The organism is Streptomyces racemochromogenes, from assembly GCF_039535215.1.
Taxonomy (GTDB): Bacteria; Actinomycetota; Actinomycetes; order Streptomycetales; family Streptomycetaceae; genus Streptomyces; species Streptomyces racemochromogenes.
In genome coordinates this window covers 37,826-64,427 of record NZ_BAAAWT010000001.1, presented here as the reverse complement: position 1 = coordinate 64,427, position 26,602 = coordinate 37,826, and the positions used below count along the sequence as shown (strand labels likewise).

Below are 26,602 nucleotides of genomic sequence, written 5' to 3'. Positions count from 1 at the left end.
TTGCTCCTTGGCGTTTTTCTCTGCGGTGTGTTGACGTGACAGGTCGTGCTGCCGGAGCCGGCCGGCGGGCCGGTCCAGTGGTCGAGGGGCTGAGGAGCCCCGTGGTCTAGGGGACGGTGACGAAGACGCTGTGCAGGCCGCTCGCTCCGTCGGGGATGGTCCGCGTGCGCTGCTCGGTCTGCACCTGACCGGATCCGCCGGTGGCGCGGACGGTGATCGTGCGGCCGCCGGGCGTGGCCCGCCAGGAGGAAGGTCATCCCGTCCACCGAGCGGGCCACCAGCTGATCTGCCTTCCCTCCCTCGGACGGAGGCCGCACTCCGGCTTCCCCGAGGAGTTCGGCGAGGGGCACGCCGAGCCGACGGGCGGTGCCGGTGCAGGGGCCGCCGACCGCGTTGGAGACGCAACCGCCAGGATCCCCAGCCGCAGGACCGCCTTGTCGTCCTCCTCGAACGTGCGGATCGCGAGATCCTTCACCGCCGCGGGTGTGCGGTCGGTCACCGCGCCGCCCACCGCCGTGATCGGCCCCGCGGCGGGTCGCACCGCACCGGCCACCAGCTCGGCCACGGCCAAGGCCGAGAACGCGGCCAGAAGTCCGGCCGCCGCACCGACCGCGGTGCGGGAGAGGGTCCTGCGGAAGCTGCTCACACCCCCGATTCGGCAGCACCCACCCACCGGATTGGTCCGATCCGCAAAATGTTCCGACCGCTCGGCCGCGTCGTAAGCTGCCGCCATGACCGAGATCCAGAACCAGACGCCCCGCGACGCCTTCGAGCTGCTCATGGCCGGAAACCAGCGCTTCGTCTCGGGCATCCCCGAGCACCCGAACCAGGACGCGATACGCCGCACCGAGGTCGCCCCGGCCCAGCAGCCCTTCGCCGTGCTGTTCGGGTGCTCCGACTCCCGGCTGGCCGCCGAGATCATCTTCGACCGCGGCCTGGGCGACCTGTTCGTCGTGCGCACCGCGGGGCACGTGGCAGGCGCCGAGGTCCTCGGTTCCATCGAGTACGGCGTGAGCGTCCTCGACGCCCCGCTCGTCGTCGTGCTCGGCCACGACTCGTGCGGTGCCATCGCCGCCGCCCGTGCGGCGGCCGACGGCGGCAAGGTGCCCGGCGGCTTCGTCCGTGACGTCGTCGAACGGGTCACCCCGAGCGTGCTGTCGGCCCGCGCTGCCGGACGCGACCAGGACGACCAGATCCTGGCGGAGCACATACAGCACACCGTGGACCTGCTGCTGGAACGCTCCCGCGTCCTGTCCGAGCGGGTGGCCGACGGCCGTCTCGGCGTGGTGGGGCTGTCCTACCGGCTGGCCGACGGCAGTGCGCAGCTCATCGCCGCGCGCGGCGTCGAGGCGGCGGTGCCCGCGGCCTCCTGACCCTCCCGGCGTGACGCGGGACCCGGCCCCGGCGCGGGCAAGGCGGCGCCGACGGCACTGCGGGTGGCCACCGAGGGCCACCCGCACCCGACCGCCCGGCACGGGCTCGGCACACAGCGCGTGCCCGGGGCCGCCTTGCCCCCTCCAACGGATGGGCCGCGCCTCGCGCGGGTGACGAAGAGGCCTCCCATCCGCAGGCCGGTCGGCTTCGAAGAACAGTCGGCAGACGCACAGGTTTCCGAGACCGGACCGCCCCCGGGGGCGGTCCGGCCGGGCACCGACGACGACACAAGGACCGGCATGCGATGGACGCCCCTTCCCCCGACGGCCGCCCCCGGCCGCCCCTTCGGCTCCTCACCACAGCCGGAGCCCCACAGGTGAACCAACCGACCCCCTTCGACACCGGCCGCCCGGGCGGCCCCACCCGCGGCGATCTCACCGGCCTCATGCAGAAGGTCGCCCAGGGCGACAAACAGGCCTTCTCCGGCCTCTACGACGCCCTCGCGCCCATGGTGTTCGGCATCGTCGTCAAGGTCGTACGCGACCGGGCCCAGGCAGAGGAGGTTGCCCAGGAGGTCATGATCGACCTGTGGCGGCAGGCGGCCCGCTACCGCCCCGAAGCCGGATCCGTCACCACCTGGGCGGCGACGATCGCGCACCGGCGGGCCGTGGACCGGGTCCGCTCCGCCCAGGCGGCCACCGACCGCGAGTACGCCCAGGCCGCCCGCGAGCACACCACCGCCTTCGACGAGGTCGCCGAGCAGGTCGAGACCCGCCTGGAGTCCGAACAGGTACGCCGCTGCATGCGTGGCCTGACCGAGCTCCAGCGCCAGGCCGTGACCCTGGCCTACTACCGGGGGCTGACCTACCGTGAAGTCGCCGAAGCCCTGCGCACACCGCTTCCCACCATCAAGACACGCATGCGCGACGGGCTCATCCGGCTCCGCGACTGCATGGGGGTGACCACATGAAACACCACGCCAGCGACGCCCACACCCTCACCGCCGCCTACGCCCTCGGCGCCCTCGACCCGGCCGAACGCCAGGCCTTCGAGGCCCATCTCCAGGTCTGCGAGGCCTGCCGCGAGGAAGTCGCCGAGTTCGAGGCGACCGCCGCCCGCCTGGCCGCGGCCGCCTCCCAGCCGCCGCCCGCCACGGCCAAGGCGCAGGTCATGGCCGCCATCGACGGCGTACGCCAACTGCCCCCGCGCCTGCCCGCACCCGCCGCGGCGCCCGCCCTCGGCGACATCCTGCGCCGCCGGGCCGTGCCCCTGGCCCTGGCCGCCAGCGTCGCCGCCGCCGCACTCGGCGGGATCGCCGTATGGCAGGCCCGGGACGCACAGGAGCTGAAGCAGCAGGCCCGACAGGCCCAGCGGCAACTCGACACCGTCAGTGCCGTCCTGGCCGCCCCCGACGCACGCACCGTCCACGGCAAAGCGGCCAACGGGGCCCTGACCACCGTCGTCGCCTCCGCACGGCAGAACAAGGCCGTCTTCACCGCCGCCGGCCTCCCCGCCCCGGGCGCGGGAAAGACCTACCAGCTGTGGCTCGACCACGACGGCACCATGCGCCCCGCCGGACTCGTCGACCACGACGGCACGGTCGTCCTCGCCGGAAACCCGGCCGATGCCGGCGCCGTAGGCCTCACCCTCGAACCCGCCGGAGGCTCGCCCCAGCCCACCACCGCCCCGCTGCTCCTGATGGCCCTTCCCGCGTGACACCCGTCAGAGGTCCGTCGGGTCCCGGCGCTCCAGTGGAGCGAGCGCAGGGCCCTGGAGGACCTCGCCGTCGATGCCGAAGCGAGAGCCGTGGCAGGGGCATTCCCACGTCCGTTCGGCGTTGTTGAAGGCGACCAGGCATCCGAGGTGCGTGCAGACGGCGGATACCGCGTGCAGTTCGCCGTGATCGTCGCGGTGGACGGCGCAGGGCTTGCCGCCTGCGCGGACCACCGTGCCCTCACCCGGCCGCAAGGCTTCGGCGGGGCCGTTGGTCCCGTCGCCGAAGCTGTCGAGGCGGTCCTTGACGAAGTGCTTCCCGACGTCCCACTGGGCCTTCAGGTAGGCCGGGGCCGACCGCAGGGGTGAGCCGACGCGGCCGGGGTCGTAGAGCCCGTCCCAGGGCTCCTCGTCGCCGCGGACGAGGGAGGCGATGATCGTGCCGGCCAGTACCCCGCCGGTCATGCCCCACCCGGCGAACCCGGTGGCCACGTAGACGTTGTCGCCCCTCGTCGGCAGGCGGCCGATGAGGGGCAGCGCGTCCGTCGAGCTGTTGTCCTGGGCGGCCCACCGGTGGGCGGTGGCGAAGCCGGGGAAGCGCTGCCCGGCCCAGTCCTGGAGGCGGGCGTAGCCTGCCTCGGTGTCCTCGCCCGTGCCCGGTGTGAACGCCTCGCCGGTGACGATGAGCAGTCGGCCGCCGTCCGCCCGTGGCGCGGTGCGGACGGACCGTTTGCCGTTCTCCTGCGAGATGTACATGCCCTCGGGGTCCTGGCCGGCGGGGAGCTCACCGGCGATCACGAGGTCACGGTGTTGCGTGAGCCTGGTGGAGAGCACGGCGTCGTCGAAGACGGGGTGATGGGTGGCGACGACCACGTGCCGCGCGGTGACGGTGGCGCCGGAGTCGGTGGTGAGCCGGCACGGATCGCCGTCGTCGAGGCGTGTGACGCGGGATCCCTCGTGGAGCCGTCCGCCGAGCCGGACGATGTCCTCGACGAGCCCGGCCAGGTACTTGAGGGGGTGGAACTGGGCCTGGTCCTCGACCCGGACGGCGCCGGCGACCGGGAAGGGCAGCCCGGTCGCGGTCACGAACGAGGCGTCCAGTCCGGCCGCCCGCGCCGCGTCCGCCTCCGCCCGCAGGGCGTCCACGCCCTCGGCCTCCTCGCAGTAGGTGAAGGCCGGACGCCTCTCCAGCTCGCAGTCGGCACGAAGCTCCCCGGCCACCTCGATGACGTGCCGCAGGGCCGCGCTCTGGGACGCCGCGTACCGCCGCGCGACGTCGCTTCCGTGCTTGCTCCGCAGCGTGTCGTACACGGCCGTGTGCAGGGCGGTGAGCTTCGCGGTCGTGTGCCCCGTGACCCCGCCCGCCAGGGCGTCCGCCTCCAGCACGATGACGCCGACCCCCGCGCGGGCGAGTTCCCACGCGGTGCTGAGGCCGACGATGCCGCTGCCGATGACCGCCACATCCGCTTCGGCGGCCCCCGCCAGGGGGGCGAAGGCCGGCAGGGTCGCCGTCCGCATCCAGTAGGACCGGCCGATGTCCGCACGTCGGTTCATATCCGGCGGCTGCCCAGGAAACCCGCCCTGATGCACCCCGGCCCCGTCAGCCGAGGCGTCCGACGTGCAGGACGGTGACGGTCAGCGGACGACGGGTGACGGTGTACAGGACGCGGTACCGGCCGACGTGGATGCGGCAGAGCCGTGGGCCGTGCGCGGCGGCCCCCGGCGGCCGGGGCTCGCCGGACAGCAGATCGACCGCACGCAGCAGCTGCCGCAGTCCGGCGGGATCGTCTGCGAGGTGCCGGGCGGCGCCGCTCACGGCGGCCTCGTTCCACACGATGGGGTAGGCCATCGCCCGCCCTCCCTCTGGCTCGTCCCCGGCGCCTGCCCCCAGCAGCGGCCGGCACACCCGAAGGCGGTGTGCCGGCCGGGCCGGCGCGCGTCCGTCCGTCATTCGAAGGCGGCGGCCGCCTCTCGGAGCGCGCGGGCCACGAGCGCCGGATCGTAGGGCGCCCGTGCACCGGGGGTGTACGTCACCGAGCGCAGGCGGCCGGTGTAGCGGAAGCTGCGGTGGCGCTCGTAGACCGGCCAGGAGACCGGGGACTTGCGGTCCACGCCCACGCTGATCCCCTGGAGCGGCGCCATGCCGATCAGCTGGTGGACGCTGTGCGAACGGCCGCTCTCCACGCCGTCGACCAGGAAGCGGAACTCCCAGCGCAGGCCCTCCACCGCGGCGGCCGACAGCGTGATCGTCCGCCGGCCCGCGGGCAGCGGGCCGGCGTCGGTCTCGTGCAGCTCGCCGTACTCGTTGTACGCGAAGCGCAGCCGTCCGTCCTCTACGTACAGGCTGTAGCCCCCGCCCTGGTCGCCGTGCGAGACCAGTACGCCCTGGTCCGAGGCGGCGTGCTCGTCGAGTTCCACGGTGACGTCGAAGGACCGGAACGAGATGAGCCGGGAGGAGCGGTAGCGCTCCAGCTCGGGAGTGCCCGCCAACAGGGTCAGGGGGCGGTGGAACCGCTCCTCGGCGGGGTTGCGCCGGGCCAGTGCGCCGCTGCCGTCGGCGAGGGGGAAGACGCCGTTGCGCCAGGCCGCCGCCTCCCACGCCGCGGCCAGTTCCTTCACCACGTCCGGATTCTCCTGGGCGACGTCGGTGGTTTCGGTGGGGTCGGTGCGCAGGTCGTACAGCGCCCACTCGCCGTCGTCGTACGGTGCGCCCGGGCGGTGCAGCGTGACCAGCTTCCAGCCGTCGCGGTAGTAGCTGCGGTTGCCGGACATCTCGCAGTACTGCTCGGTGTGGGCGCCGGGCGCCCGCCCGTCGTGCAGGACGGGGGCGAAGCTGACGCCGTCGAGCTCCTGGGCGGGCCGCGAGCGCCACAGCTCCGGGCGGCGCACGCCGGCGAGTTCCAGCAGGGTGGGGGTGATGTCGGTGACGTACTGGTACTGCTGCCGGACCCCGTCGTCGCCCGCGGCCCGCCGCAGTCCCTCGGGCCAGGAGATGACGAACGGCACGCGCACGCCGCCCGCGTAGGTCTGGCCCTTGTAGAGCCGGAACGGGGTGTTGGAGGCCATGCCCCAGCCGCGCGGGTAGTGCACCAGGCTCTGCGGGCCGCCGATGAGGTCGGTGTCCCGGTCCACGTCCTCGTTCCAGTCGTCCGGGACGGGCTGGTGGACGAAGCGGCTGAAGTAGCTGCGCGTTCCCTCGGCGCCGCCCTCCCCGGTGCCGCCGTTGTCGGAGGTGAAGACGACGATGGTGTTGTCGAGTTCGCCGAGTGCGCGCAGGGTGTCGGTGAGCCGGCCAAGGTTCTGGTCGATGTTGTCGACCATCGCCGCGTACACCTCCATGTAGCGCGCGTACCGCCGCTGCTGTTGCGGCGTCAGATCGGTCCATGGGTCAACGTCGAAGCCCGCCTCGGAGTTGCGTTCCGGCAGGACGGTTCCCTCGGGGAGCAGCCCGTCGGCGATCTGCCGGGCGAAGCGGGTGCCGCGCAGCGCGTCCCAGCCTCCGTCGTAGCGTCCGCGATGGCGTTCGATGTCGGCGGGCTTGGCCTGGAGGGGGCCGTGGACCGCGTTGTGGGCGACGTACAGGAAGAACGGCTTGTCGGGGTCGTGCGCCCGCAGTGACTTGACCATGGAGATGGCCTGGTCGGTGATGTCGTCGGTGTAGTAGTAGCCGTCGGGCAGCTCGTCGATGTCCAGCGGGCTGTTGTCGCGGACCAGCTGGTGCGGATGGAAGAGGCTGGTCAGGCCCTCCAGTACGCCGTAGTACTGGTCGAAGCCCTTCTGCAGCGGCCAGTTGCGCCGGTCGTCGGCGGCGTTGGACGCCGAGTCGCGGGTCAGGTGCCACTTGCCGACGGCGTAGGTGGCGTAGCCCGCGTCGTGGAGGACCTCGGCCAGGGTGGGGATGTCCTCCCCGACCTCCATGCCGTAACCGGGGAAACCCGGGTCGAAGTTGGCGACCGTCGAGTATCCGACGCGGTGCGGGTTGAGACCCGTGAGCAGGGCGGCACGGGCGGGGGAGCACAGCGGCATGGTGTGGTAGTTGGCCAGGCGCACGCCGCCCGCGGCCAGCCCGTCGAGCACGGGGGTGGGGACCTCCGAGCCGAACGGGCCGATGTCGCTGTAACCCATGTCGTCGACCAGGACCACGACGACGTTCGGGGCACGCCCTCCGGGCCGGCGCCCCGGCTGCCAGGAAGGCTCGGACTCGGCGAAGGTACGGCCGACCCGTCCGGCGAAGCCGGCGTAGGGATCGCGACGGGTGGGTGTGTCCGGAGTGGCCGGGGTGGCGGGGCTGGTCACGGGCGGAGCTCCTTCGCAGAGGACGGGGGAGAGGAGGGGGCGGTCCTGGGTACGGACCCGAGGAGGGTGCGGGTATAGGGGTGTGCCGGGCGCGTGCAGACCTCGTCGGCGGGGCCGGTCTCGACCACCCGTCCGCGGTGCATCACGGCGATGCGATGGCTGATCTGCCGCACCACCGCCAGGTCGTGGGCGATGAACAGCAGGGCGAGCCCGAGGTCGCGCTGCAGGTCGGTGAGGAGGTTGACGACCTGTGCCTGGACGGAGACGTCGAGTGCGGAGACGGGCTCGTCGCAGATGAGGACCGACGGCTCGGGGGCCAGCGCCCGGGCGATGCCGATCCGCTGGCGCTGGCCGCCGGAGAACGCGCGCGGGTGCCGCCCGGCGGCCTCCGGTTCCAGTCCGACCTGCCGCAGCAGCGCGGCCACCCGCTCCGCCCGCTGTGCACGGTCACCGAGACCGTGCGCGATCAGCGGCTCGGCGATGATCTGGCCCACGGTCATCCGGGGGTTGAGCGACGAGAAGGGGTCCTGGAAGACCATCTGCACTTCGCGCCGCAGCGCCCGGGAGGCCTCCGGTGACGCCTCGGACAGCTCCCGCCCCCGGAACCGGACGGCTCCGGAGGTCGGCTCGTACACCTGGACGATGGTGCGCGCGAGAGTGGACTTGCCCGACCCCGATTCACCCACGATCCCCAGCGTTTCTCCGGGGTGCAGGACGAGGTCGCCCCGTCCAGGGCGACCAGCGGATCGCGGCGCCCGGCGCGCCCCCGGCCGGGGAACGTCTTGCGCAGCCCGGTGACCTCCAGCAGCGGTGCCGCGGCCGGACCGGCGGCCGGCCGGGTCCGGAGGTCTTCGGGGGGTTCCCCGGTGACGACGTCTTTCGGACCGGTGAGCAGGCAGGCGGAGCGGACGCCGGCCGAAGCCCGGGTCAGAACGGGCGCCTGGTCGTGGCAGCGGTCCTCGGCCAGGGCGCAGCGGGGCGCGAACGCGCACCCCCGCAGGGAGGCGGCGGGGTCGGGCGGGCTGCCGGGAATGCTCCGCAGCCGGGTGCCCGAGGGGGACTCCAGCCGAGGCACGGCCGCCAGCAGTCCGGCGGTGTAGGGGTGTCGGGGGTCCGCGAGGACCCGGTCGGTGGGACCGTCCTCGACGACCGCGCCGCCGTACATGACCAGCACCCGACGGCAGGAGCGGGCGACGACGCCGATGTCGTGCGTGATGAGCACGAGGGCGGTGCCCGTTTCCCGGTTCAGCCGTTCGAGCAGGGTCAGGATCTGGTCCTGGACGGTGGCGTCGAGCGCCGTGGTCGGCTCGTCGGCGAGCAGGACGTCGGGTTCGTTGGCCAGCGCGAGAGCGATCATGACGCGCTGGCGCATACCGCCGGAGAACTGGTGCGGGTGGTCGTCGACGCGCTGGGCGGGGTCGGGAATGCCGACCAGGTCCAGGAGTTCCCGTGCGCGGGCGCGGCGCGAGCGCCGGTCACCGCGGCCGTGGGCGCGCATCGCCTCGTCCAGGTGCTGTCCGATGGAGAGCACCGGGTTGAGGGAGGCCATCGGGTCCTGGAAGATCATCCCGATCCGCCCGCCGCGGACCCGGCGCAGTGCCTCGTCGGAAGCGGTGGCGAGGTCCTGGCCGTCGAGGAGCACGGAGCCGTCCGTGATGCGGCCGCCGGCCGGGAGCATGCGCGTCAGGGCGAGGGCGAGGGTCGACTTGCCCGAGCCGGACTCGCCCACGATGCCCAGCGTCTCCCCGGCGGCGAGCGAGAGGTCGACGCCCCGGAGCGCGTGCGCGGACCGGCTGCCGAGCGGGAACCTGACGTGCAGGCCGCGCACGTCGAGCACGGGTCGGGCGCGCGGGCCGGAAGCGGCCGTGTCGGCGGTGCCGGTGCTGTCGGCGGATGCGGTGGCGTGGTCGGCGTGGTCGGCGTTGTCGGTGGTGGTGCGGTTCGTGGCCTGGGTCACTGCCGGATCCCCCGGTTCAGGGCTTCCCCGACGAGCGTGAAGCCGATGACGAGTGCGGTCACCGCGATCAGCGGTGCCACCGCGAAGGTGGGGTGGGTGCCCATGTAGCCCGTGGACTGGCTGAGGATGCTGCCGAGCGAGGGCTCCGGAGGCCTGATGCCGACCCCGATGAAGCTCATGGCGCCCTCGATGAACACGGCGACCGACAGGGCGGTGGCGATCTGGACCACGATGGGGTCGACGGCGTTGGGCAGGACGTGGCGGAACAGGACGCGCAGCCGCCCCGCGCCGCCGACCCGCGCGGCGACGGCGTACTCGCGTTCGCGCTGTACAAGGATGCCGCCCCGCAGCAGCCGGCCAAAAGCAGGTGTCTCCGCCAGGGCGATGACGGCCACGACGGGCAGCCGGCCCGGTCCCCAGATGGCGGTGAGGGTCAGGGCCAGGATCAGCCCGGGGAAGGCCAGCACCAGGTCGAAGGCCCGCTGGACGGCGGCATCGGCAGCCCGGGAGGAGACGGAGAGCAGGGCGAGGGCGCAGCCCGCCGCGGCGGCGAGGGGCACGGCCGTCAGACCGATGGCGAGGTCGGCGCGGATGCCGTGGAGCACCCGGCTGAAGAGGTCCCGTCCGAGGTCGTCGGTGCCGAACGGATGCCGCGACGACGGACCGAGCAGGGCGTCACCGCTCTGCGCCAGCGGGTCGGCGGAGGTGAGCAGCGGCGCCAGCAGCGCGGTCAGGGCGATCGCGGACACCAGGGTCAGTCCGGTGATGCCCCGCCCCGTGAGCAGTCCGCCCACGTAGCGGTTGCGGGCGCGCAGCGGGAGGGTCGTGGTCGTCATGGTTCACTCCCACCTGATCCGGGGGTCCAGCCAGGCGTAGACGATGTCGGTGAGCAGCTGGACGGCGACGAACACCGCGACCAGCAGCAGGAGCAGGGCCTGGACGACGGGATAGTCACGGCGGACCACCCCCTGCTCGGCGAGCATGCCCAGCCCCGGCCAGGCGAAGACGGCCTCGACCACCACGGCTCCGCTGAGCAGCTGCCCGATCTGCATGCCGAGTACGGTGACGGAGGACGGCAGGGCGTTGGGCAGCGCGTGCCGCCAGATGATGCGCCGGCGGGTGACGCCGACGGCCGTGGCGGTGCGTACGTAGTCCTCGGCCAGGGCGCGCTCCAGCCCGTCCTGGAGAGAGCGGCCGAGGACGGCGCCGCTCGGCAGGGCGAGACACAGCGCGGGCAGCAGCAGGTACTGCAGGCCGATGTCGGGGGCGTCGAGCACCGACTGGTACCCGCCGGCGGGCAGCAGGCGCAGGGCCACCGCGAACACCAGCACCAGCACGATGCCGGTGACGAACGGCGGCACGGCCAGCGCGGCGGTGGCCACCGCCCGCGCCCCGGCACGCACCCCGCGTCCGCGCCCGGTCGCCCCCAGCACCCCCAGGGCCAGGCCGAGCGCGACCGTCAGCACCAGGGCGCCGACGGCCAGCTCCACCGTCCGGCCCAGCCCCTGGCCGATGAGCTCGCCGACCTCGCCGCCGATGGCGTACGAGGGTCCGAGGTCGCCGCGTACGAGCTCGCCGAGCCAGGTGACGTACTGGGCCGACAGCGGCCGGTCCAGGCCGAGCCGGGCGCGGATCGCCCCGACGGCCGCGGGTCCGGCGTCCGGTCCGGCCAGAGTGCTGGCCGGGTCGCCCGGGATGAGGCGCAGGATCACGAAGACGACGAACGAGGCGAGCGCCAGGACGAGCAGCGCGGAGGGAACCCTCTTCAACAGGTAGGAGCGCACGGCGTCACACCAGGTACGCGTCGTCGAGGATGAGGTAGCCGAACTTGTTCAGGTCCGCCCCGTGCACCTTGGCCGTGGCGACCTCCACCTGGGCCTCCACCGCGAGGTCGATGATGAAGGCCTCGTCGAGGAGCTGGTCGCTGATGCGCTGGTAGGCCGCCACGGCCCCGGGGCCCTCCGCGTCATCGCGCACCCATGCCGCCCGCACCGCCTCGGTGTAGGCGGCCGAGCTGAACTGCGAGGTGTTCTTGGCCTCGTTGAAGGGGTAGGCGCTGACGGCCAGGGTGGACGGGTGGACCTGGGCGAAGCCGTGGCCCATCGTCCACAGCGCCGGCATCTGCTGGGCGATCAGCTTCTTCTGCATGGTCGCCGAGTCGTACGGCTGGAGCTCGGTGGTGATGCCGATCTGCTTCAGGTCGTACTGGATGATCTGCGCGATGGCCGTGACCCGCGGGACCGAAGCGTGGGCCAGCGGCAGGGACAGGCTGTCGTGCCCGGCCTCCTTCAGCAGGGCCCGCGCCTTGTCCGGATCGTGCCGGTAGCGGCTCGCGTTGGCGTCGCTGTACGCGGGGGAGGACTTCGGCCAGGGGGCCGCGCTCGCCTGGCCGTAGCCGCCGAGGACCTGCTTGACGATGCGCTCGCGGTCGACGGCCCAGGACAGTGCCTGGCGCACGCGCTTGTCGCCGGTGTACTGCTCCTTGACGTTCGCCCCGAGGTAGAGGGCGCCGGCGCCCGTGTCGTACCCCTTGATCCGGAACTGCTTGTCGTCCTTCAGCTGCGCCACGTCCTGACCCCGGACGTCGAACGAGAGCTGAGACTGGGCGGTGCGCAGCGAGGAGAGCAGCGAGTCGGGCTGCGGGATGACGCGTATCTCGACCCTGTCCAGGTAGGGGCGGCCGGGCTGCCAGTAGCGCTCGTTGCGCGCGAAGCTGAGGGAGGCGCCCGGATCGCGGCCGGTGAAGGTGTAGGGCCCGGTGCCGATGAGCCTCTTGCCGGTGACGGCGTCCTCGACGGAGTCCTTGTCGGCGATGAACATGAACTCGAAGAGGTCGAAGAGGTTGCTGACGGGATGCGCGAGGCCGAGGGTGATCTCGTGGTCGCCCCGCTTCTCGAACGAGGTGACGGCGGCCGCCGTGGACCTCAACTGGGCGGCTCGCACCGGGTTCTGGAGGTTCTGCACCGCGAAGATGACGTCGTCCGCCGTGAACCTGCGGCCGTTGTGGAAGGTGACGTCGTCGCGGAGCGTGAAGGTGATGCTCTTGCCGTCCGGGGCCACCTGCCAGGACTTCGCCAGTTCCGGCTGCGGCCGCAGCTTGTCGTCGTAGCGGGTGAGGGTGTTGAAGACCAAGCGTGGGACGAGGGTCATCGCGCTCACCGCGAAGAGCAGGGCCGGAGTGAAGTCGACCCCGTGCGCGACGGTCAGGGTGCCTCCCCTACGGGGACTCGCCGCGGCGGCGGGCGTGCTCTCGTCGACCGCGGAGCGGCAGGCCCCCAGCGTCATGAGGAGGGAGCCGGCACCCACGGCGCGCAGCAGGCCCCGCCGGGAGAGGGGAGGGAGCGTGGTCATGATGGAACCGCCTTGGCGATGAGGAAGCGAGCGAAACTTAATTGCAATCTGAGCGGAACTAATTCATCCCAGGTGAGACCGGGTGCGGTCCATCGCAGGGCGAAGCAGGGTGGAGCAGCGGAAACCGCGGCGCAGGGATCCGGTCGGGATCGCGGAACGCGGTGCGGGGGAGCGGCCGTGCCGCACGAGCTCCCGGAGGACGGGAACGGCGGGAACGCGGCCCGGGGGCCTCAGGCTGACGTCGAAGTCAGCGGGGACAGCCCGGCGACGGCACGGCACAGATCGCGCTGGCATGGCGACACAGGTCGACATGCCGGCGGGAAACGAGCCGCACGGTCGGGGTCATGCGCGCAGATTGTCAGACACCCGGTGATTGGTCAAACGCCACCGTTCTGAGCGGATCGGCGTAGATGTTGGCCAGAACGGCCGTGCCGGCGGCGACGTCCAGTGCCCGTTCCCCGGTTCCGGGAGCCACGATCCGCTCCGGGTCGTCACACAGGTGGGAGCGTACGACCGCCTCCTCACGGATCGCCTCGAGGTACCGCGGATGGGCCCCGGAGAAGGTCTCGTGCACCACCACCACGTCCGGATTGACCAGGTCTGCCAGCAGCGCGACCGCCCGGCCGATCAACCGCGCCCGGTGCCGTACCAGACGGTCCGCGCCGGGGTGTCCCGCCGCCACGGCCTCGGAGAGCAGGGCGCGGTCCGGTTCGGCGATGATGCCCCGCTCCGCGGCTTCCGCGAACAGGACGGTGTCGGAGACCACCGCCTCGAAGCAGCCGGTCCTGCCACAGCCGCACTTCGCCCGGCTCCCGGGTACGGGCTGGTGCGCCACGTCGCTGGTGGCCGCGCGCGGCCCGAGGTGCACCCGGCCGCCACTGCCCAGAGCCGCGTCGACCACATGCCCCACGAAGACCGCGACGATGCTGTGCTGCGCATCGGGATGGCCGAAGAGGATCTCCGACTGGGCGAGGGCGCGCGCGTGGTTGTCGACGTACACCGGCAGCCCGGTCACCCGCTCCAACGCGTCGCGCAGCGGTACCTCGTACCAGCCGAGCGGTTCGTGCCGTACCGCGATCCCCCGCTCCGGGTCCACCCTTCCGCCCAGCACCGCACCCACGCCCGCGATGGTGAGGCCACCCCGGTGCGCGGCGAGGAAGGCGGGCAGCCGGCTGGTCACCCGCCCAAGGATCCCGGCCGGGCCGGGCTCCCGACCGCTCACGTCCTCCCGCGCCAGGACGCGCCCGCGCAGGTCGATCAGGGACAGCGTCGCGCCCGGCACCCCGATGTGCACACCGGCCACCGCGACCCGGCCACAGTCGATGTCCACGGGAACCTGCGGACGGCCGACGCCCGCCGCGGCGACCAGTTCGGGACGCTCCCGCACCAGCCCCAGCCCGGCGAGGTCGACCACCTGCCGCGAGACCGCGGCCGGGCTGAGCCCGGTGAGGGCCGCGATCCGCCTGCGCGCCACCGGACCGTGGTCGAGCACGGTCCGCAGCACCGCGGAGGTGTTCGCCTCCCGCCGGCCGTCGCCGCCGCGAAGTTGCCGATAGGGGCTGTTCAGCGGGGCGTGCATCTGCGGTTCCTCACTCGGGCACGGGTGGTTCCAGTGGCGCTCGAACTCGTTCGGGCGTTCCCCAGTTCACCACACGTGTCACGCGAACCCGTCGCAGGACGTGGCTGGGCCCCGACCCAGGGGGAGGGGGTCGGGGCCCAGCGGGTGCCCCCGCCTGGGGGGCCGTGGGGGCGGCTCAGTGTCGGAGCGTGTCCTTGATGTCTTCCTTGGCCTGGCGGGCGTTGCCCTTGGCCTGGTCGGTGCGGCCCTCGGCGGTCATGCGCTCGTTGCCGACGGCCCGGCCGACGGTCTCCTTGGCCTTGCCCTTGGCCTGCTCGACGTGGGCCTTGGTCTTCTCGGTGCCCGACATGGGACCTCCTCGTGACGTACCGGATTGGTCGTGACCCTCATGTGCTCCCGATCGACGCCCGTAAACCCACCGTCATGCCCACCGACAGGTCTGCGGCTGCGGAGCCGTCAGACCCCGGTCAGGGTGTACGTACCCGTACCGTCCTGCCGGCCGCTGGAGTACTGGCGGATCAACTCCCCGTCCGCGTACCGGTCGTGGCCCATCATGGAGCCCGTGTACTTGTTCTGCAGGCCGATCTTGGAGCTGCCGGGCACGTCGCGGTAGATGTAGAACCGCTGGAGGTCGTCCTCCCCGCAGGTGGCCGTCGTCAGGTAGGCCTGCTCCTGGTTGGCGATGTTCGCCGGGATGGTCGCGCATCCGCCGTTGCCCCAGTTCCACAGGGACGCCTCGATGACCCCGTTGCGCTCGGTCACGTTGCACAGCCGCCAGTTGTCCAGGTGGGCGCTGAAGAACGTGGACTCGCGCAGGCGGATGCCGTCGTTGGCCAGGAGAGGTGCGCTCCAGTTCAGGGGCTTGCCCGGAACGTCGATCTTGTAGACGCCCGGCTGGCAGTCCAGTGCGGCGCGCGGGGCGGGCCTGGCCGCATGGGCGGCCTTCATGCCTTCGGCAGCGGCGGCGGCGACTTCGTCCCTGGCCTGGTCGGCCTTGGCCGAGGGGACGGGGCCGCCCGGGTGCTTCACGGTGGCGGCGGGGGAGCCGCAGTCGAGGAGGTCCTGTGCCCTGCGCATGATGCTGTTGGCGGGAACCTTGTCCTCGCAGCGCACTGCGCCTTCTTCGAGGGTGGTGAAGGTGGTGTAGCTGCCGGTGTCGGGGCCCTCGGTCCACTTCAGGGCGTAGGCGCCGCCGCCCAGGGCGGTGCGGTTGCAGTTGAGGCTGCTGTAGGTGCCGGTGACCTTCTTGGTTCCCTCGTAGAGGCCGTAGTAGCCGGGCCGGGGGAAGTTCCAGCTGATCGACTTCGAGGTGCTGCTGGTGCGGGTGTAGGTGACCTGGACGTTGAGGCCCACGGTCGCACCGACCGTGCCGAGGGCCTCGACGGTGAAGCTGCCCTGGGCGCTGCCGTTGAGGCCAACGGAGACCGCGATGGATTCCTGGACGTTGGTGGAGACCGTCTGGGATCCGGTCGAGCCCTCGGTGACGTACCAGCCCTTGAACTGCGTGATGGTGGGGATGACCTCGGTGGTCTTGATGTAGGGGCGGCGGGTGCCGAGGTCGGCCGGGGTACAGCTGTCGCCGGGCTTGACGGCGGCCGGGGCGGCGGCGGGCTTGGCCGGAGCTGCCGTGGCGGGCTGGGCCGTGAAGCCGAGCACGGCTACCGCGCAGGTCGCGGTGAGGGCGAAGCCCCTGCGCAGCGCCCCGGCCGGTCCTAAGTGGTGCATGTTTCCCTCATTCTCCCGGTGACCGGACGGCGTGGTCCGGCCGGCGGTGGTCGTCGTGTGGTTCGGGCGCGAGCGAGCGTAGCGGCCCAGAACGGACCGAGATGATCACTACGGGGCGGAATGGCCTGTTCCGGCCCAGACCAAACCGACGGCACTGGCGGTCCCCCCGGCCTCGGCTCCCCCCCCCGCCGCCCGAGGACTCGGAGCCTCGCCCCGGCCGCGGGCATCGCCCGCCGGGACGCTGTCGCGCTGCCGGGGTGCGGCCCCCGTCGCGGCCCCGATGGCCAGGGCCGCACCCCGTCCTTCGAACGTACTCCGCGGCCGCGCACGCCGCGGCGGGGGACCGGGAGCTGCTGCCTGCGCTGTGCTCCACCCGTTCACGCCCGGGCGAGCGGGGACGGACAGAGTCTGAGCACATGATCGCCAAGCTGACCGCCCACCCGCCCGACAAGCAGGGCCGGCCCCTGGGCGAGCCACGACGGCCCCGCAGGCCTACGGGGCCAGGCCGGCTACCTCAGCAACCCGCCCGCTCCCGGTGCGCGACGTCCTCGGCGTCGAAGACGCACACCGCAGCCCACCGGCCAACTCGGCTCCACGCAGGTGAGGCTGACCTCGGCGCGGTTCGAATTCGTGCCGCCCCCGGAGATCGTTACACACTTCGCAGCATGGGAAAGCCAGTAGAGATCATGCCCTACGACCCTGCGTGGCCAGTCATGTTCGCCACGTGGGGCACGTGCCTGCGTGTCGCCCTCGGTGATGCTGCGGCTCGTATCGACCACATCGGGTCCACCTCGGTGCCAGGACTGGCGGCCAAGCCGGTGATCGACATCCAGATCTCAGTGGAATCGCTGGAAGCGACGGATGCGTTCCTGCGCCCGCTGACAGAGATGGGGCTCGTGTACCGGGCGGACAATCCCGAACGGACCAAACGATACTTCCGGGAACCTCCAGGTCAGCGCCGGACCCACGTGCACGTGCGGCAAACGGGCAGCTTCTCACAGCAGTTCCCCCTCCTGTTCCGCGACTACCTCCGGTGCCACACGGCTGCCGCGAACGAGTACGCGGCCGCCAAGCAGCACTGCGCGGCCAGATTCCGCGACGACCGTCCCGGCTACGTCCAGGCAAAAGATGCCTTCGTATGGGACGTCATCCGACGCGCTGACGCATGGGCGCAGCACACCGGCTGGACTCCCGGCCCCAGCGACGCCTGACCGAGCTTTCCGATCACAGTCGAAGCCAAGTCCGTCGGAGTCACGAGACAGCCCTTACGGCAGCGTCGGTGGAGGCGTCGGCCGCCGGCGCGCCCGGCCACGGTTCGCTCGACGGTCCATCGGTGTCGTCCGAGTCGCTGGGAACTCCCGGTGCCCTTACGGGCGATGCGGTGTCCGGCCACCCCAGGTGAGCCACCCGGTGCGCAGCGGCCCTCCGCCGCGTTGGGCACGTCCTGCTTGCATCGTGAGTTCACCCTGGCCTAATATCGTCACCATGACGATAACCGCTCGGATCCGGCGCTGACGCGTACGTGGCCCGCCGCCCCGCCACGCACCTCAATGCGCTGCCCGCGGCTGTTCCGGACGGTCGGGTCCCCGGCCGCGGCGGTATCGACCATGACCTCAAGATGGAGAAGTGCGCATGTTCGAAATGCCGGTGAATCCCTTCGAGCTCTCGGAAGAAGCGCTGAGTCGAATATCTGCCGATGACTCGTGGGCCCCGATCGAGAAGGAGATCCCCAACGTCGATGCCAGGGTGATTCGCCACTTCCTGACCCAGGCCGAAGTGGAGGTATTCGCGGCCGAACTGGCTGCCCAGCGCTTTGCTCCGGTGGGGCGAGACGGCGTCGCCGCCAACTATGCAGAGGGAGATCCGGTCGCCCATCTCCGCGCCACGGCTGAATCCGAAGCCTTGGCGGCAGAGTTCTACCGCAGGCTGCGGACGTTTCTGCCGCTTGAAGTGGGGCCGGACGATCCGACGGATTCGGACGGAAACCCCTGGAAGCCGGCGGCCGTCAATCCACGTATGCGCTTCATCACGTACGAACACGGCGGACTTCTCGTTCCGCACTACGATTCGCCCTATTTCGCCCCCGACGGGAGGCGGACTCTCCTGACGGTCGTCGTCTACCTGTCATATGAGGCGGTGGGCGGAGAAACACGGTTCATCGCCGACCAGCAGAACGATCTGCCCTTTGCGCAACGCGACTTCTCGGACTGGCCCCGGCTCGCAAAGCCCGAGGAGATATTGGGCATCCACCGCCCCGAACCGGGCGATGCGCTCCTCTTCTGGCATCGGACGCTTCACGACTCGGCCCCGATTCTTGAGGGCACGAAAACAATTCTCAGAACCGATGTGCTCTACAAGCCCATAGATGTGTCGTGAGCACCAGCAAGGTGAGGCAAGCGGCGAGGTCGAGGAAGGTTTCGTGGATTTCGGTCGCGCCGTTCCATCGAAACGCGTCCCGGCATACCGGGGATGACTCTCCAACTCGGCAGCCGCCGCCGGGCACCCGGGGACGGTGCCGGGTGCCCTCGCCGGGGATCAGGGAGCGTTCAGATCGAAGCCCTGGCCGCTCGTGTTGCTCGCGCCGGGGCTGCCGATGTTGTTGTTCGTCGTGATGTTGTTGAACATCGGGATCACGCCACTGAGGTTGACGGGGAGGATGGAAGAGCCACCGTTGCCGCCGTCGTCGCTTCCGCTGCAGTCGTTTCCGGGGATGGCGGTGGGGTCACTTGCCGTGTCGCGGTTGACACCGGCGTCGTCGGTCACGGAGACGGTGTTGGTGACCGTGCACGGGGCGTTCTGGGCAACGTCCACGGTGACGATGATCGTGTAGCCCTCGCCGGGATCCAGCGCCGCGCTGTCGCAGGTGAACCCGCTGCCCGCGTTGAGGAAGCCGCAGTTGAGGTCAAAGCTGCCCTCCGACTGCGTGTTCAGCGCTTGGGCGGAGAGTCCCGGCGGGAGGACGTCGCTCAGGTGGGTTCCGCCATCGGTCGCCTGGTCACCGTTGTTGAAGAGGGTGATCTGGTAAAAACCATGGCCGCCCCGGCGGAACTCGCCCGCATGGCTCTTGGTGAGGTCCAGCTGAGCCTGCGCATAGGCGGGGGCAACCCCCACGGCGAACGGCAGCACGATGCCCAGTCCGAGGGTGGTGCTCAGGGGGGTAACGCGCCGTCTGAACGCAGAGATGGCCATGGTGTTACTCCTGTCGACTGTCGAGTGCGAGGACGCCTCGTTCAACAGGAACGCCCGGGGGCCCCGGCGATCACGGGTGCGACGGCCCGGCCACCCATACGCCGGTGTTGCTGCCGGTCGGGGCCCGTTCCTGGGTTGGTAGCGGGCCCCGCCCAAGGGGCGGAAAGCTGAGCCGCAGGTCGGCGTGGCGCAGGAGCTCGGACACGTCGCCGGGCGTGTACGGGCGGCCGAGGCCGGCGTACACACCCAGCGCGTGCACGGTCACTTTCCGCGCGCCCGTCGGCAATACGGGAATGTCGATCGCTCGATCAAGTGATCCATGGACGAACTGCTGCCCGACTACGGTTGCTCCGCATGACCCACACCCAGATCGAGGTCACAGCAGAGTTGGTCCGCCACCTGTTGCGTGACCAGCATCCCGACCTGGCCGATCGCCCGGTGAGGCTCGGCGCACGCGGTTGGGACAACCAGCTGTGGCGGCTCGGCGACGACCTCGCCGTCCGGTTGCCCTGGGCGACACAGTCCGCCGATGCGCTGCTGCGCAAGGAGCACGCCTGGCTGCCCGTCCTTGCCCCGCACCTCCCGCTGCCGGTCCCCGTCCCGCAGCGCCTCGGCGAGCCCTCCGAGCGCTTTCCGCGGCCCTGGACCGTCACCACGTGGGTGCAGGGCGAGCCCGCCGACCGCGCCCCCGCCACGCGCGCCGCGGACGCGGCCGACAGCTTGGCCGCCTTCCTGACGGCTCTTCACCGGCCCTCTCCCGCCGGGGCTCCCGTCGGCCGTGGCCGCGGGGGACCGCTGGCCGACCACGCCGAGGGGTTCGCCAAGGCACTCGCGTCGGCCACCGAGGCGCGGCTGATCCCCGACCCGGAGGCCGTCCGCATCGTCTGGGAGGACGCCCTCGCCGCACCCGCGTGGACGGGCCCGCCCCTGTGGCTCCACGGTGACCTGCACCCGGCCAACATCCTCACCGCCGACGGCACCTTCTGCGGCGTGATCGATTTCGGCGACCTCTGCACCGGCGACCCGGCCTGCGACCTCGCCGCACCGTGGATACTGCTGCCGGACGACGCCGCCGACCGCTTCCGCGCGGCCTACCGGCCGACCCCGGACACCGCGACCCTGCGCCGCGCCCGCGGCTGGGCGGTGCTGCGCGCCCTCAGCGGCGTCCTCATCGGAGAAGCAGGCGTCCACGGCCGCCCCGGCGGCAAGGCCACCTGGGGCCCACCCGCACACGCCGCGTTGCGACGACTCGTCGCAACGAGATGGGACGACACCCACAAGCGGGAGTAGACGAAGGCCGTCATGCCGTCAGTGGATGGGTGCACAGAGACCGGTCATCCCAGGCGCTGGGTCGTCTCTCCGGCCTGTGCGGGTACGGCCGGCAGGGCGACAGTGCAGGAGGCACAGCGGCGGGCCTGGGCGGGTACGGGGCTGAGGCATTCGGGACAGTCCCGTTTCGGGGCCTGGACGTCCTGGTGCGGGGCGAGGCGTTCGTGGAGATTGTTGATCGGCAGCACGACCAGGAAGTACAGCGCTCCGGCGATGAGGAGGAAGCTGATCGCGGCGTTGATGAAGGCACCGTAGGGGAACGTGGTGGCGCCGAGGGTGAAGGTCTTGCGGCTCATGTCGCCGGTGGCGCCGGTGGCCAGCCCGACCAGTGGTGTCAGGAAGGCGCTGACGAAGCCGTTCACCACGGCGGTGAACGCTGCCCCGATGACGATGCCGACCGCCAGGTCGACCACGTTGCCGCGCAGGATGAAACTGCGGAAGCCCTTCACCTTTTTCACCCCTTGATGGTCGTCACGTCGACGGGCGGCACCGAGAGCGCGGCGAGCCCGGCTTGACCTCTGCTGCCCTGCCACGCCTCACCCATGCCCGTAGCACCACGCGCGGGCACGATGACCGCTCGCGGACGCCGCCTCAGCCGTCCGCGGGCGGCGCGTCGTGGTAGGGGTTGCGCGGTGCGGCGACGGGCTTCAGGGCGGCGGCCTCCATGATCGGGACGGGGTTCTCGACGGGGACGTGCTCGGCGCTCAGGACGCCCGTGACCTCGACCCAGGCGTCTTTGGCCGGCGCCGGCACGCCGTGCACCTCCACCCGCAGGGTCCTCGCGTCCGCAGCGCAGCAGCTGAGCTTCAAGCGGTTGAGGTACCAGGTGTCCGGGCTCTTCCCGGCGGAGACGAACCCCAGCAGCCGGACCTCGTGGCCGCGCAGTGTCTTCGGCGCGTGCACCGAGCGCCCGATGAACTCCTCGAGGGCCATCGGGGTGACCGGCGCATCGCCCAGCTCCTCGTAGGCGCTCCGTTCGACGCCGGACGCGGCCCCGTCCTGCGAGGCCGTGTACGAGCCGAGCGCCGGCGGGGCGACGAAGAGCAGGGTGAGGGCAGGTGCGGCCAGGAGCCAGGCCACGTGCTTGGCTCCTCCGTGCCCATGGTCGTGCCCGAGGCCGTCACCGTGACCGTCGTGCCCTCCCATGACATCGTCCGCGGTCTCCTTCAGGCGGCGCGCCAGTTCGACTCCCAGTCCCGCGAAGCCCAGGACGGCCAGCAGGACCCCGGACGCGACGAGGTACGGCCACATGCCCTCCTTCACGTACCGGAGGTACACGTCGCTGGGCACGGTGATGTGGAGCAGTCCCGCGCCGGTCAGGACCAGGAGCAGGGGCGAACCGAGTCCGCCCAGCAGGGGCTCGTCTTCCGAGTCGGCGGGAGGTCCTCCGGTCACAGGAGCACACCTCCGACGAGTGCGCAGCACAAGAGCGCCACGGCGAACGTGGCGGCGCAGAACCGCACGGCGAAGGCCCGCCCGAAGGCTCCTGACTGCAGGGCGATCAGCTTCATGTCGACCATCGGGCCCACCACCATGAAGGCGAGGTGGGCGGTGGGCGAGAAGCCGGTGAACGAGGCCGCGACGAACGCGTCCGCCTCCGAGCACACCGACAGGAGCACCGCGAGCGCGGCCGCCGCGAGGACGCCGAGCCAGGGAGACCCCGAGAAGGCTTCCAGAACGGACGGCGGTACGAGGACGTTGAAGGTCGCGGAGGCCATGGCGCCGATCACCAGGAAGCCGCCCGCCTGCAGGAAGTCGTGCTGCAGACCGCGCCGGAACGTCTCCAGCCGGCCCGCGCCGGGTACCTGCTCCGCTCGCGCGGCCGGCAGCCGCAGCCATTCCTCCCGTCCCCACCGGATCCACAGCCAGCCCATGACGACCGCCGTGACGAGCGAGGCACCGAACCGCGCGGCCACCATCTCCGGCTTGCCGGGGAACGCGATCGCCGTCGCGACGAGCACCACCGGGTTCACGGCGGGCGCGGCGAGCAGGAACGTCAAGGCCGCCGCGGGAGCCACGCCCCGGCGCATCAGGCTGCCCGCGACCGGCACCGAGGCGCACTCGCACCCCGGCAGCACGACTCCGGCGGCACCGGCCACCGGCACGGCGAGCACCGGATTGCGCGGCAGCACCCTGGAGAAGACCCGAGCGGGGACGAACGTACCGATGGCCGCCGAGACGACCGTGCCGAGCATCAGGAACGGAACGCCCTGGATGACGACGGCGATCAGCAGCGTGCGCCACGCCCCGAACGCCGGCAGCCCGAACCGCCGCTCGAGCCACGGTCCGGCGAGTACCGCGACCACCACCGCCCCGACCAGGGCCGAGCCAACCGCGCCTGCCACCGGCCTGCGCCGCCGCTCCGGGCCGTACCCTCCGGCGGAAGGGACCGAAGGACGGGGTGGCGGCGGTCCCGTCACCGTGCTCACCGAGCCCTCGACCACGCTGCGCCCCTCGCTCATCGCCCGCACCGCGGCGGAGCGTACCGAGCCCGGCCGAAGGCGGCCCGGCGCGGGCAGGGCCACACTAGCCGACGACAATCATATTCATCTAGCGCCCGGGTAAGCCGGGGCCAGTCGGCAGGCCGACGACGCCGAGTGCCTGCAACGTCCGCCGCGGCACCCTCGGCCATGACCGACGGCTCGACCGAGTCCCACACCCCGGCCCTGGGAGCGGAACCGGGCCGCTCCCCGCCATCCGTCCGGTCCCGGCCCGGGGTCCTCGCGCAACGCGCTTACCAGCTGCCACCACGGCGCGAGCGCGTGTCGGAGGCGTCGCGGATCACGCGGAGCACGACGCTTCGAGGGCCGGCCTACGCGCCTCGGCGAGGAGCACGACGAGCAGGCTGCGGAGGGCGGTGCGGTGCACGGCGAGCCAGGGCTCCCCAGGACCCAAGGCGGCGAACACGGCGGCCAGCCGCAGCGGCACGGGCGTGTCCGGGCCGAGCAGGCTGCGGGCCTCGGCGACCGCACCCGCCCGGTCCATCCGGCTGTACGCGGTGAGGAGCTCGGCCCGGACGATGGGCTCGGTCTCGGCGGCAAGGAGGGACCGGACAGCGGGCAGGGCAATGCCCGTGTCCCTGGTGTGGCCGACAGTCCATCCCGCTGCTTGCCGGACGGCCGCGTCTTCATCGGCCAGCAGCGGTATCAGCAGCGGCAACTGCGCCGTCACGGCGGCGCGGACGGCGCCGGGCTCGACCTCGTGCTCGTCCTCGCTCTCGGCGAGGCAGCCGAGCAGCTGGAGCGCGTTGACGGTCTGCCCGACGGAGGCGGCGACGCGGGCGAGGTAGGGAGCGGCGTCAGCCGCTCTGCGTGGTCGCTGGGGCGGGCGGGGAATCCGCCCCGTGTGGAGTTCGAGGTGGATGGCGAAGCGCGCGCCAGCCGAGGCTTGAATCCATGGATAATGGGCTGCCTCGATTGACTATCTGGCAAAACGTGGCGGTTTCACCCTTGATTCGTAACAACTCGATAGTGCGCGCGACGGCGCTCGGCGCGGTGGCGCTGCTCCTCGTGGCGGGGTGCGGCAAAAGCCCCGGCGATGTGAAGAGCGCGGCGTCCACGGCAGCGCCGAGCGCCACGGCGGCCCCGGCCGGCGGGCGCCAGGCGGACCCCCTGGGCCGTGGGGCCGTCGATGCCGACGTCGACGCCGCGACCGCGGAGGCCGGGCTCAGGGGGCTTTCGCCCGGCCCCGACCCGGATGCCACCTCACCCGCGGAACGTCGGCTGGGCGACTGCACGTTCCTCTGGATGGGCAGCCCCGACGTGGCCGTCGGCACCGGAACCGGTGCGGCGCCGTACGCCGCCGTGCTGCGGGCCCTGGAGAAGCGCGGCTGGAGTACGGCTGACCACGTGCAGGAAGGCGCCGTGACGCAGACCCGGCTCCAGGAGGGCGCCTGGATCCTCATGGCCAAGCTCACCGAGACCGACCGGGTCGACACCATCATGCTGGCCGCCCACCACACCAGCTGCGCGGACGTGGCCGCCCTGCCGGGCGGCGGCCTGCGCCCGTGACGGCTTGAGACGTGCAGCAGTAGCCGGGGGAAGAACCCGGAACCGCATAGCCGAACGTCGTGTCAGCGGTCCGCCCCGGAAGGGCGGGCCCTGGGCCTCGAGCAGGTGCGGTACATCCACGCGATGCCCTGAAGGGGGTGACGGTGGTCGGCCGGCCCCCCTCGTACACGGACCGGATCGACCGGCCTCGGCAGCTCGATCCGGTCCCATATCGCACCAGTGATCACTAAGCGGACAGATACATCCGATCAAGTGACGACCTGATCAAAGGGGCACGCTCCAGGCATCCGCTCCGGAAAGAACCAGCACCAGTCGGCCGCGCGTCCCGCCCGCCGCGAGGCGCTCATGGCCCTCGGCTGCGCGCTCGAGCGGGAGGGTCCCGGTGACCCGCAGCGTCAGGCCCATGCCGGCGAGCTCGGTCAAGGCGGCCCCGTCGGAACTGATCCACTGCTGATGGACGCGGATGCCGCGCAGGGGGAGCGGGGCCGATCCGCCGACCACGGTGACGTAGGCGCCCCTGGTGCGGACGGCGGCCAGCGCACGGACCCCGAGTCCTGCCGTGTCGAGCGCGCCGTCGACGCCGCCCGGCACCACGCGCCGGACGTCGCCCGCGAGGTCGGAGCTGTCCCGGCCGACGACCCACTCTGAGCCGAGGGACCGGGCGAACGCCTCGTCTGCGGCTCGGACTTGGGCGATGACGCGCAGACCATGCCGCGCCGCCAGTTCCACGGCGAAGCCGCCGACGCCTCCGGCCGCTCCGGTCACGAGCAGAGTGTCGCCCGCGGCGAGACCGAGCAGGTCGAGAGCCTGCAGGGCGGTGAGGCCGTTCAACGGCAGCGTTGCCGCGGCCGCGGCGCAAACACCGGGCGGAGCGGGCGCGAGTGCCGCGGCGTCCAGGGCGACGTAGTCGCAGTAGGTGCCCAGTGACACGTCGAGCAGGTCGCGCAGGCCGATCACCCGCTGCCCCGGTGCGAACGCGGTCACGCCCGCTCCGATCCGGTCGACGACGCCCGCGACGTCCCAGCCGATGCCGGTGTGCTCACGGGGGGCCATCAGCCCCGCTTCGACGAGCGCGCCGGAACGGGTGGCCAGGTCCACGGGGTTGACAGTCGCCGCCTCGACGCGGACCCGGACCTGGCCCGGACCCGGTTCCGGTAGCGGGACCCGCACCAGTTCGAGCACCTCGGATCCACCGTAACCGCGGGCGATCACCGCCCGCATGAGCTCTTCAGTGATCATGTCGCACACCGTAGGCACTGCTACTCTCCCCCGGGAAGCAGGCACTTGGAGGTGCCTACGGCACCTCAAGGAGGGCCATGCCCACCCGTACCGCCGCCCAGCACCGCGCCGAGCGGGGCGTCGCCTACGACGCCTACCTCGCGCAGTGCCCCGCCCGTCAGCTCCTGGACCGGATCGCCGACAAGTGGGTCAGCCTCGCCGTCAACGCACTGGCCGACGGGCCTCAGCGCTACAGCGACCTGCGTCGCAGGCTGGCGAGCGTGAGCCAGAAGATGCTCACGCAGACCCTGCGGCACCTGGAACGCGACGGACTGGTGTCGCGGACCGTGATCCCCGCCGTCCCGGTCCGCGTCGAGTACGAGCTCACCGAGCTCGGCCGCTCGCTACTACCGGTCATGTCCGCCATCAAGGAATGGGCGGAGGAACACATGGACGAGGTGCGCGCCGCCCGCGCCGTGTACGACGAACCGAGCTGATGCCTTCCCCTGCTCGGTCAGCGGGCCTACCTTTCGGTGCGGACAGCCGGCGGCAGGGAATCGACCACAGCCCGGCGGCCGCCGCCCCGCGTGGCGTGGCCGGTTCGGCCAGGCCCGCGCCGAGAGGGCGACCGCCGTGCCCCCATGGCATTGCGCCACGTGTGCGCCCACGGTGCCGAGTGCCCGGGCGCGACAGACGGCGGGGGGCCGGGATCACGAACGGTCCGGTCGGCCGCACCGCTCCGTGCTTAGTCCTGGCGGTGCCGGCCGGTGTGGCGAGGCTCGGCGGTCGCCAGGAACACCAGGGCGAGGCCGGCGGGGAGGAGGAACAGCAGCATCACGGTCATGACCGCGCTGGTGCCCC

24 protein-coding genes and 4 pseudogenes are annotated in these 26,602 nt (G+C 72.0%); 8 read left to right on the top strand and 20 right to left on the bottom strand.

Annotated features, from left to right (window positions below; genetic code table 11):
- Positions 1-106 precede the first annotated feature (106 nt).
- Positions 107-404, bottom strand: a pseudogene (locus ABD973_RS34680) (hypothetical protein); the annotation flags it as partial.
- Positions 404-733: pseudogene (locus ABD973_RS00315) on the bottom strand (hypothetical protein); the annotation flags it as partial. The pseudogenes ABD973_RS34680 and ABD973_RS00315, both read right to left, overlap by 1 nt.
- On the opposite strand from ABD973_RS00315, the gene ABD973_RS00310 reads away from it, so the two are divergent.
- The 3 genes from ABD973_RS00310 to ABD973_RS00300 all read left to right on the top strand — a co-directional run bounded on the left by ABD973_RS00310 (position 732) and on the right by ABD973_RS00300 (position 3,090).
- A complete protein-coding gene (locus ABD973_RS00310) occupies positions 732-1,373 on the top strand; it encodes a carbonic anhydrase (RefSeq protein ID WP_125823724.1) in 642 nt (213 codons plus the stop codon). The pseudogene ABD973_RS00315 and the gene ABD973_RS00310 overlap by 2 nt on opposite strands.
- Before the next feature lie 377 nt (positions 1,374-1,750).
- Positions 1,751-2,344 (top strand): ECF RNA polymerase sigma factor SigK, encoded by a 594-nt coding sequence (gene sigK / locus ABD973_RS00305; protein ID WP_425586070.1) that lies wholly within the window; start codon positions 1,751-1,753, stop codon positions 2,342-2,344.
- Positions 2,341-3,090 (top strand): anti-sigma factor, encoded by a 750-nt coding sequence (locus ABD973_RS00300; protein WP_125823726.1) that lies wholly within the window; start codon positions 2,341-2,343, stop codon positions 3,088-3,090. Before sigK ends, ABD973_RS00300 begins: the two co-directional genes overlap by 4 nt.
- Positions 3,091-3,096: 6 nt before the next feature.
- On the opposite strand, the gene ABD973_RS00295 is transcribed toward ABD973_RS00300, so the two are convergent.
- The 11 genes and pseudogenes from ABD973_RS00295 to ABD973_RS00245 form a co-directional block, all read right to left on the bottom strand.
- On the bottom strand, positions 3,097-4,641 hold the full coding sequence (locus tag ABD973_RS00295) for an FAD-dependent oxidoreductase (RefSeq protein ID WP_345497485.1): 1,545 nt from the start codon (positions 4,639-4,641) through the stop codon (positions 3,097-3,099).
- 46 nt (positions 4,642-4,687) lie between these two features.
- Positions 4,688-4,936, bottom strand: a complete 249-nt coding sequence (locus tag ABD973_RS00290; RefSeq protein WP_125823728.1) for a type II toxin-antitoxin system RelE family toxin — start codon at positions 4,934-4,936, stop codon at positions 4,688-4,690.
- A gap of 98 nt (positions 4,937-5,034) precedes the next feature.
- Positions 5,035-7,383: an arylsulfatase gene (locus ABD973_RS00285; protein ID WP_345497481.1), complete on the bottom strand. Its 2,349-nt coding sequence runs from the start codon at positions 7,381-7,383 to the stop codon at positions 5,035-5,037.
- Positions 7,380-9,220, bottom strand: a pseudogene (locus tag ABD973_RS00280) (ABC transporter ATP-binding protein). The gene ABD973_RS00285 and the pseudogene ABD973_RS00280 overlap by 4 nt, the downstream one beginning before the upstream one ends.
- Positions 9,221-9,336: 116 nt before the next feature.
- Positions 9,337-10,176, bottom strand: a complete 840-nt coding sequence (locus ABD973_RS00275) for an ABC transporter permease (RefSeq protein WP_125823730.1) — start codon at positions 10,174-10,176, stop codon at positions 9,337-9,339.
- Between the two features lie 3 nt (positions 10,177-10,179).
- Positions 10,180-11,124, bottom strand: coding sequence for an ABC transporter permease (locus ABD973_RS00270; protein WP_345497478.1), 945 nt, complete (start codon positions 11,122-11,124; stop codon positions 10,180-10,182).
- Between the two features lie 4 nt (positions 11,125-11,128).
- Entirely contained in the window at positions 11,129-12,691 is a 1,563-nt protein-coding gene (locus tag ABD973_RS00265; RefSeq protein WP_345497476.1) for an ABC transporter substrate-binding protein, read from the bottom strand.
- Between the two features lie 247 nt (positions 12,692-12,938).
- On the bottom strand, positions 12,939-13,037 hold the full coding sequence (locus tag ABD973_RS00260) for a putative leader peptide (protein ID WP_328740532.1): 99 nt from the start codon (positions 13,035-13,037) through the stop codon (positions 12,939-12,941).
- A 12-nt stretch (positions 13,038-13,049) separates the two neighbouring features.
- Positions 13,050-14,270 carry an ROK family transcriptional regulator gene (locus tag ABD973_RS00255; protein WP_125823733.1) on the bottom strand — a complete coding sequence of 407 codons (1,221 nt, stop codon included), beginning with the start codon at positions 14,268-14,270 and terminating at the stop codon, positions 13,050-13,052.
- Between the two features lie 175 nt (positions 14,271-14,445).
- Positions 14,446-14,619, bottom strand: coding sequence for a CsbD family protein (locus tag ABD973_RS00250; RefSeq protein ID WP_125823734.1), 174 nt, complete (start codon positions 14,617-14,619; stop codon positions 14,446-14,448).
- Between the two features lie 107 nt (positions 14,620-14,726).
- On the bottom strand, positions 14,727-15,995 hold the full coding sequence (locus tag ABD973_RS00245) for a hypothetical protein (protein WP_345497471.1): 1,269 nt from the start codon (positions 15,993-15,995) through the stop codon (positions 14,727-14,729).
- Between the two features lie 665 nt (positions 15,996-16,660).
- On the opposite strand from ABD973_RS00245, the gene ABD973_RS00240 reads away from it, so the two are divergent.
- On the top strand, positions 16,661-17,206 hold the full coding sequence (locus ABD973_RS00240) for a GrpB family protein (RefSeq protein ID WP_125823736.1): 546 nt from the start codon (positions 16,661-16,663) through the stop codon (positions 17,204-17,206).
- Between the two features lie 71 nt (positions 17,207-17,277).
- On the opposite strand, the pseudogene ABD973_RS00235 reads toward ABD973_RS00240, so the two are convergent.
- Positions 17,278-17,376: pseudogene (locus ABD973_RS00235) on the bottom strand (IS5/IS1182 family transposase); the annotation flags it as partial.
- A gap of 251 nt (positions 17,377-17,627) precedes the next feature.
- On the opposite strand from ABD973_RS00235, the gene ABD973_RS00230 reads away from it, so the two are divergent.
- Complete coding sequence (locus ABD973_RS00230) at positions 17,628-18,371, top strand: 2OG-Fe(II) oxygenase (protein ID WP_345504404.1); 744 nt, start codon at positions 17,628-17,630, stop codon at positions 18,369-18,371.
- Positions 18,372-18,530: 159 nt separating this feature from the next.
- On the opposite strand, the gene ABD973_RS00225 is transcribed toward ABD973_RS00230, so the two are convergent.
- The gene (locus ABD973_RS00225; RefSeq protein WP_345497468.1) at positions 18,531-19,184 is read right to left on the bottom strand and encodes a hypothetical protein; all 654 of its coding nucleotides are present in this window, start codon (positions 19,182-19,184) and stop codon (positions 18,531-18,533) included.
- Positions 19,185-19,538: 354 nt separating this feature from the next.
- Here ABD973_RS00225 and ABD973_RS00220 point away from each other — a divergent pair, with 354 nt between their 5' ends.
- Positions 19,539-20,474 (top strand): aminoglycoside phosphotransferase family protein, encoded by a 936-nt coding sequence (locus ABD973_RS00220; protein ID WP_345497466.1) that lies wholly within the window; start codon positions 19,539-19,541, stop codon positions 20,472-20,474.
- Between the two features lie 44 nt (positions 20,475-20,518).
- On the opposite strand, the gene mscL is transcribed toward ABD973_RS00220, so the two are convergent.
- The 4 genes from mscL to ABD973_RS00200 form a co-directional block, all read right to left on the bottom strand.
- Positions 20,519-20,962, bottom strand: a complete 444-nt coding sequence (mscL, locus tag ABD973_RS00215) for a large conductance mechanosensitive channel protein MscL (RefSeq protein WP_345504402.1) — start codon at positions 20,960-20,962, stop codon at positions 20,519-20,521.
- 142 nt (positions 20,963-21,104) lie between these two features.
- A complete protein-coding gene (locus tag ABD973_RS00210) occupies positions 21,105-21,908 on the bottom strand; it encodes a TIGR03943 family putative permease subunit (RefSeq protein ID WP_345497464.1) in 804 nt (267 codons plus the stop codon).
- Positions 21,905-22,975: a permease gene (locus ABD973_RS00205; protein WP_425586069.1), complete on the bottom strand. Its 1,071-nt coding sequence runs from the start codon at positions 22,973-22,975 to the stop codon at positions 21,905-21,907. Before ABD973_RS00205 ends, ABD973_RS00210 begins: the two co-directional genes overlap by 4 nt.
- Positions 22,976-23,294: 319 nt before the next feature.
- Complete coding sequence (locus tag ABD973_RS00200) at positions 23,295-23,684, bottom strand: HEAT repeat domain-containing protein (RefSeq protein WP_345497463.1); 390 nt, start codon at positions 23,682-23,684, stop codon at positions 23,295-23,297.
- Positions 23,685-23,983: 299 nt separating this feature from the next.
- Here ABD973_RS00200 and ABD973_RS00195 point away from each other — a divergent pair, with 299 nt between their 5' ends.
- Positions 23,984-24,523 carry a hypothetical protein gene (locus ABD973_RS00195; protein ID WP_345497461.1) on the top strand — a complete coding sequence of 180 codons (540 nt, stop codon included), beginning with the start codon at positions 23,984-23,986 and terminating at the stop codon, positions 24,521-24,523.
- Positions 24,524-24,787: 264 nt separating this feature from the next.
- Here the strand turns inward: ABD973_RS00195 and ABD973_RS00185 are convergent, their stop codons facing one another.
- Positions 24,788-25,762: an NADP-dependent oxidoreductase gene (locus tag ABD973_RS00185; protein WP_345497459.1), complete on the bottom strand. Its 975-nt coding sequence runs from the start codon at positions 25,760-25,762 to the stop codon at positions 24,788-24,790.
- Between the two features lie 77 nt (positions 25,763-25,839).
- Here ABD973_RS00185 and ABD973_RS00180 point away from each other — a divergent pair, with 77 nt between their 5' ends.
- Positions 25,840-26,238: a winged helix-turn-helix transcriptional regulator gene (locus tag ABD973_RS00180; RefSeq protein WP_345497457.1), complete on the top strand. Its 399-nt coding sequence runs from the start codon at positions 25,840-25,842 to the stop codon at positions 26,236-26,238.
- Positions 26,239-26,602: the final 364 nt, after the last annotated feature.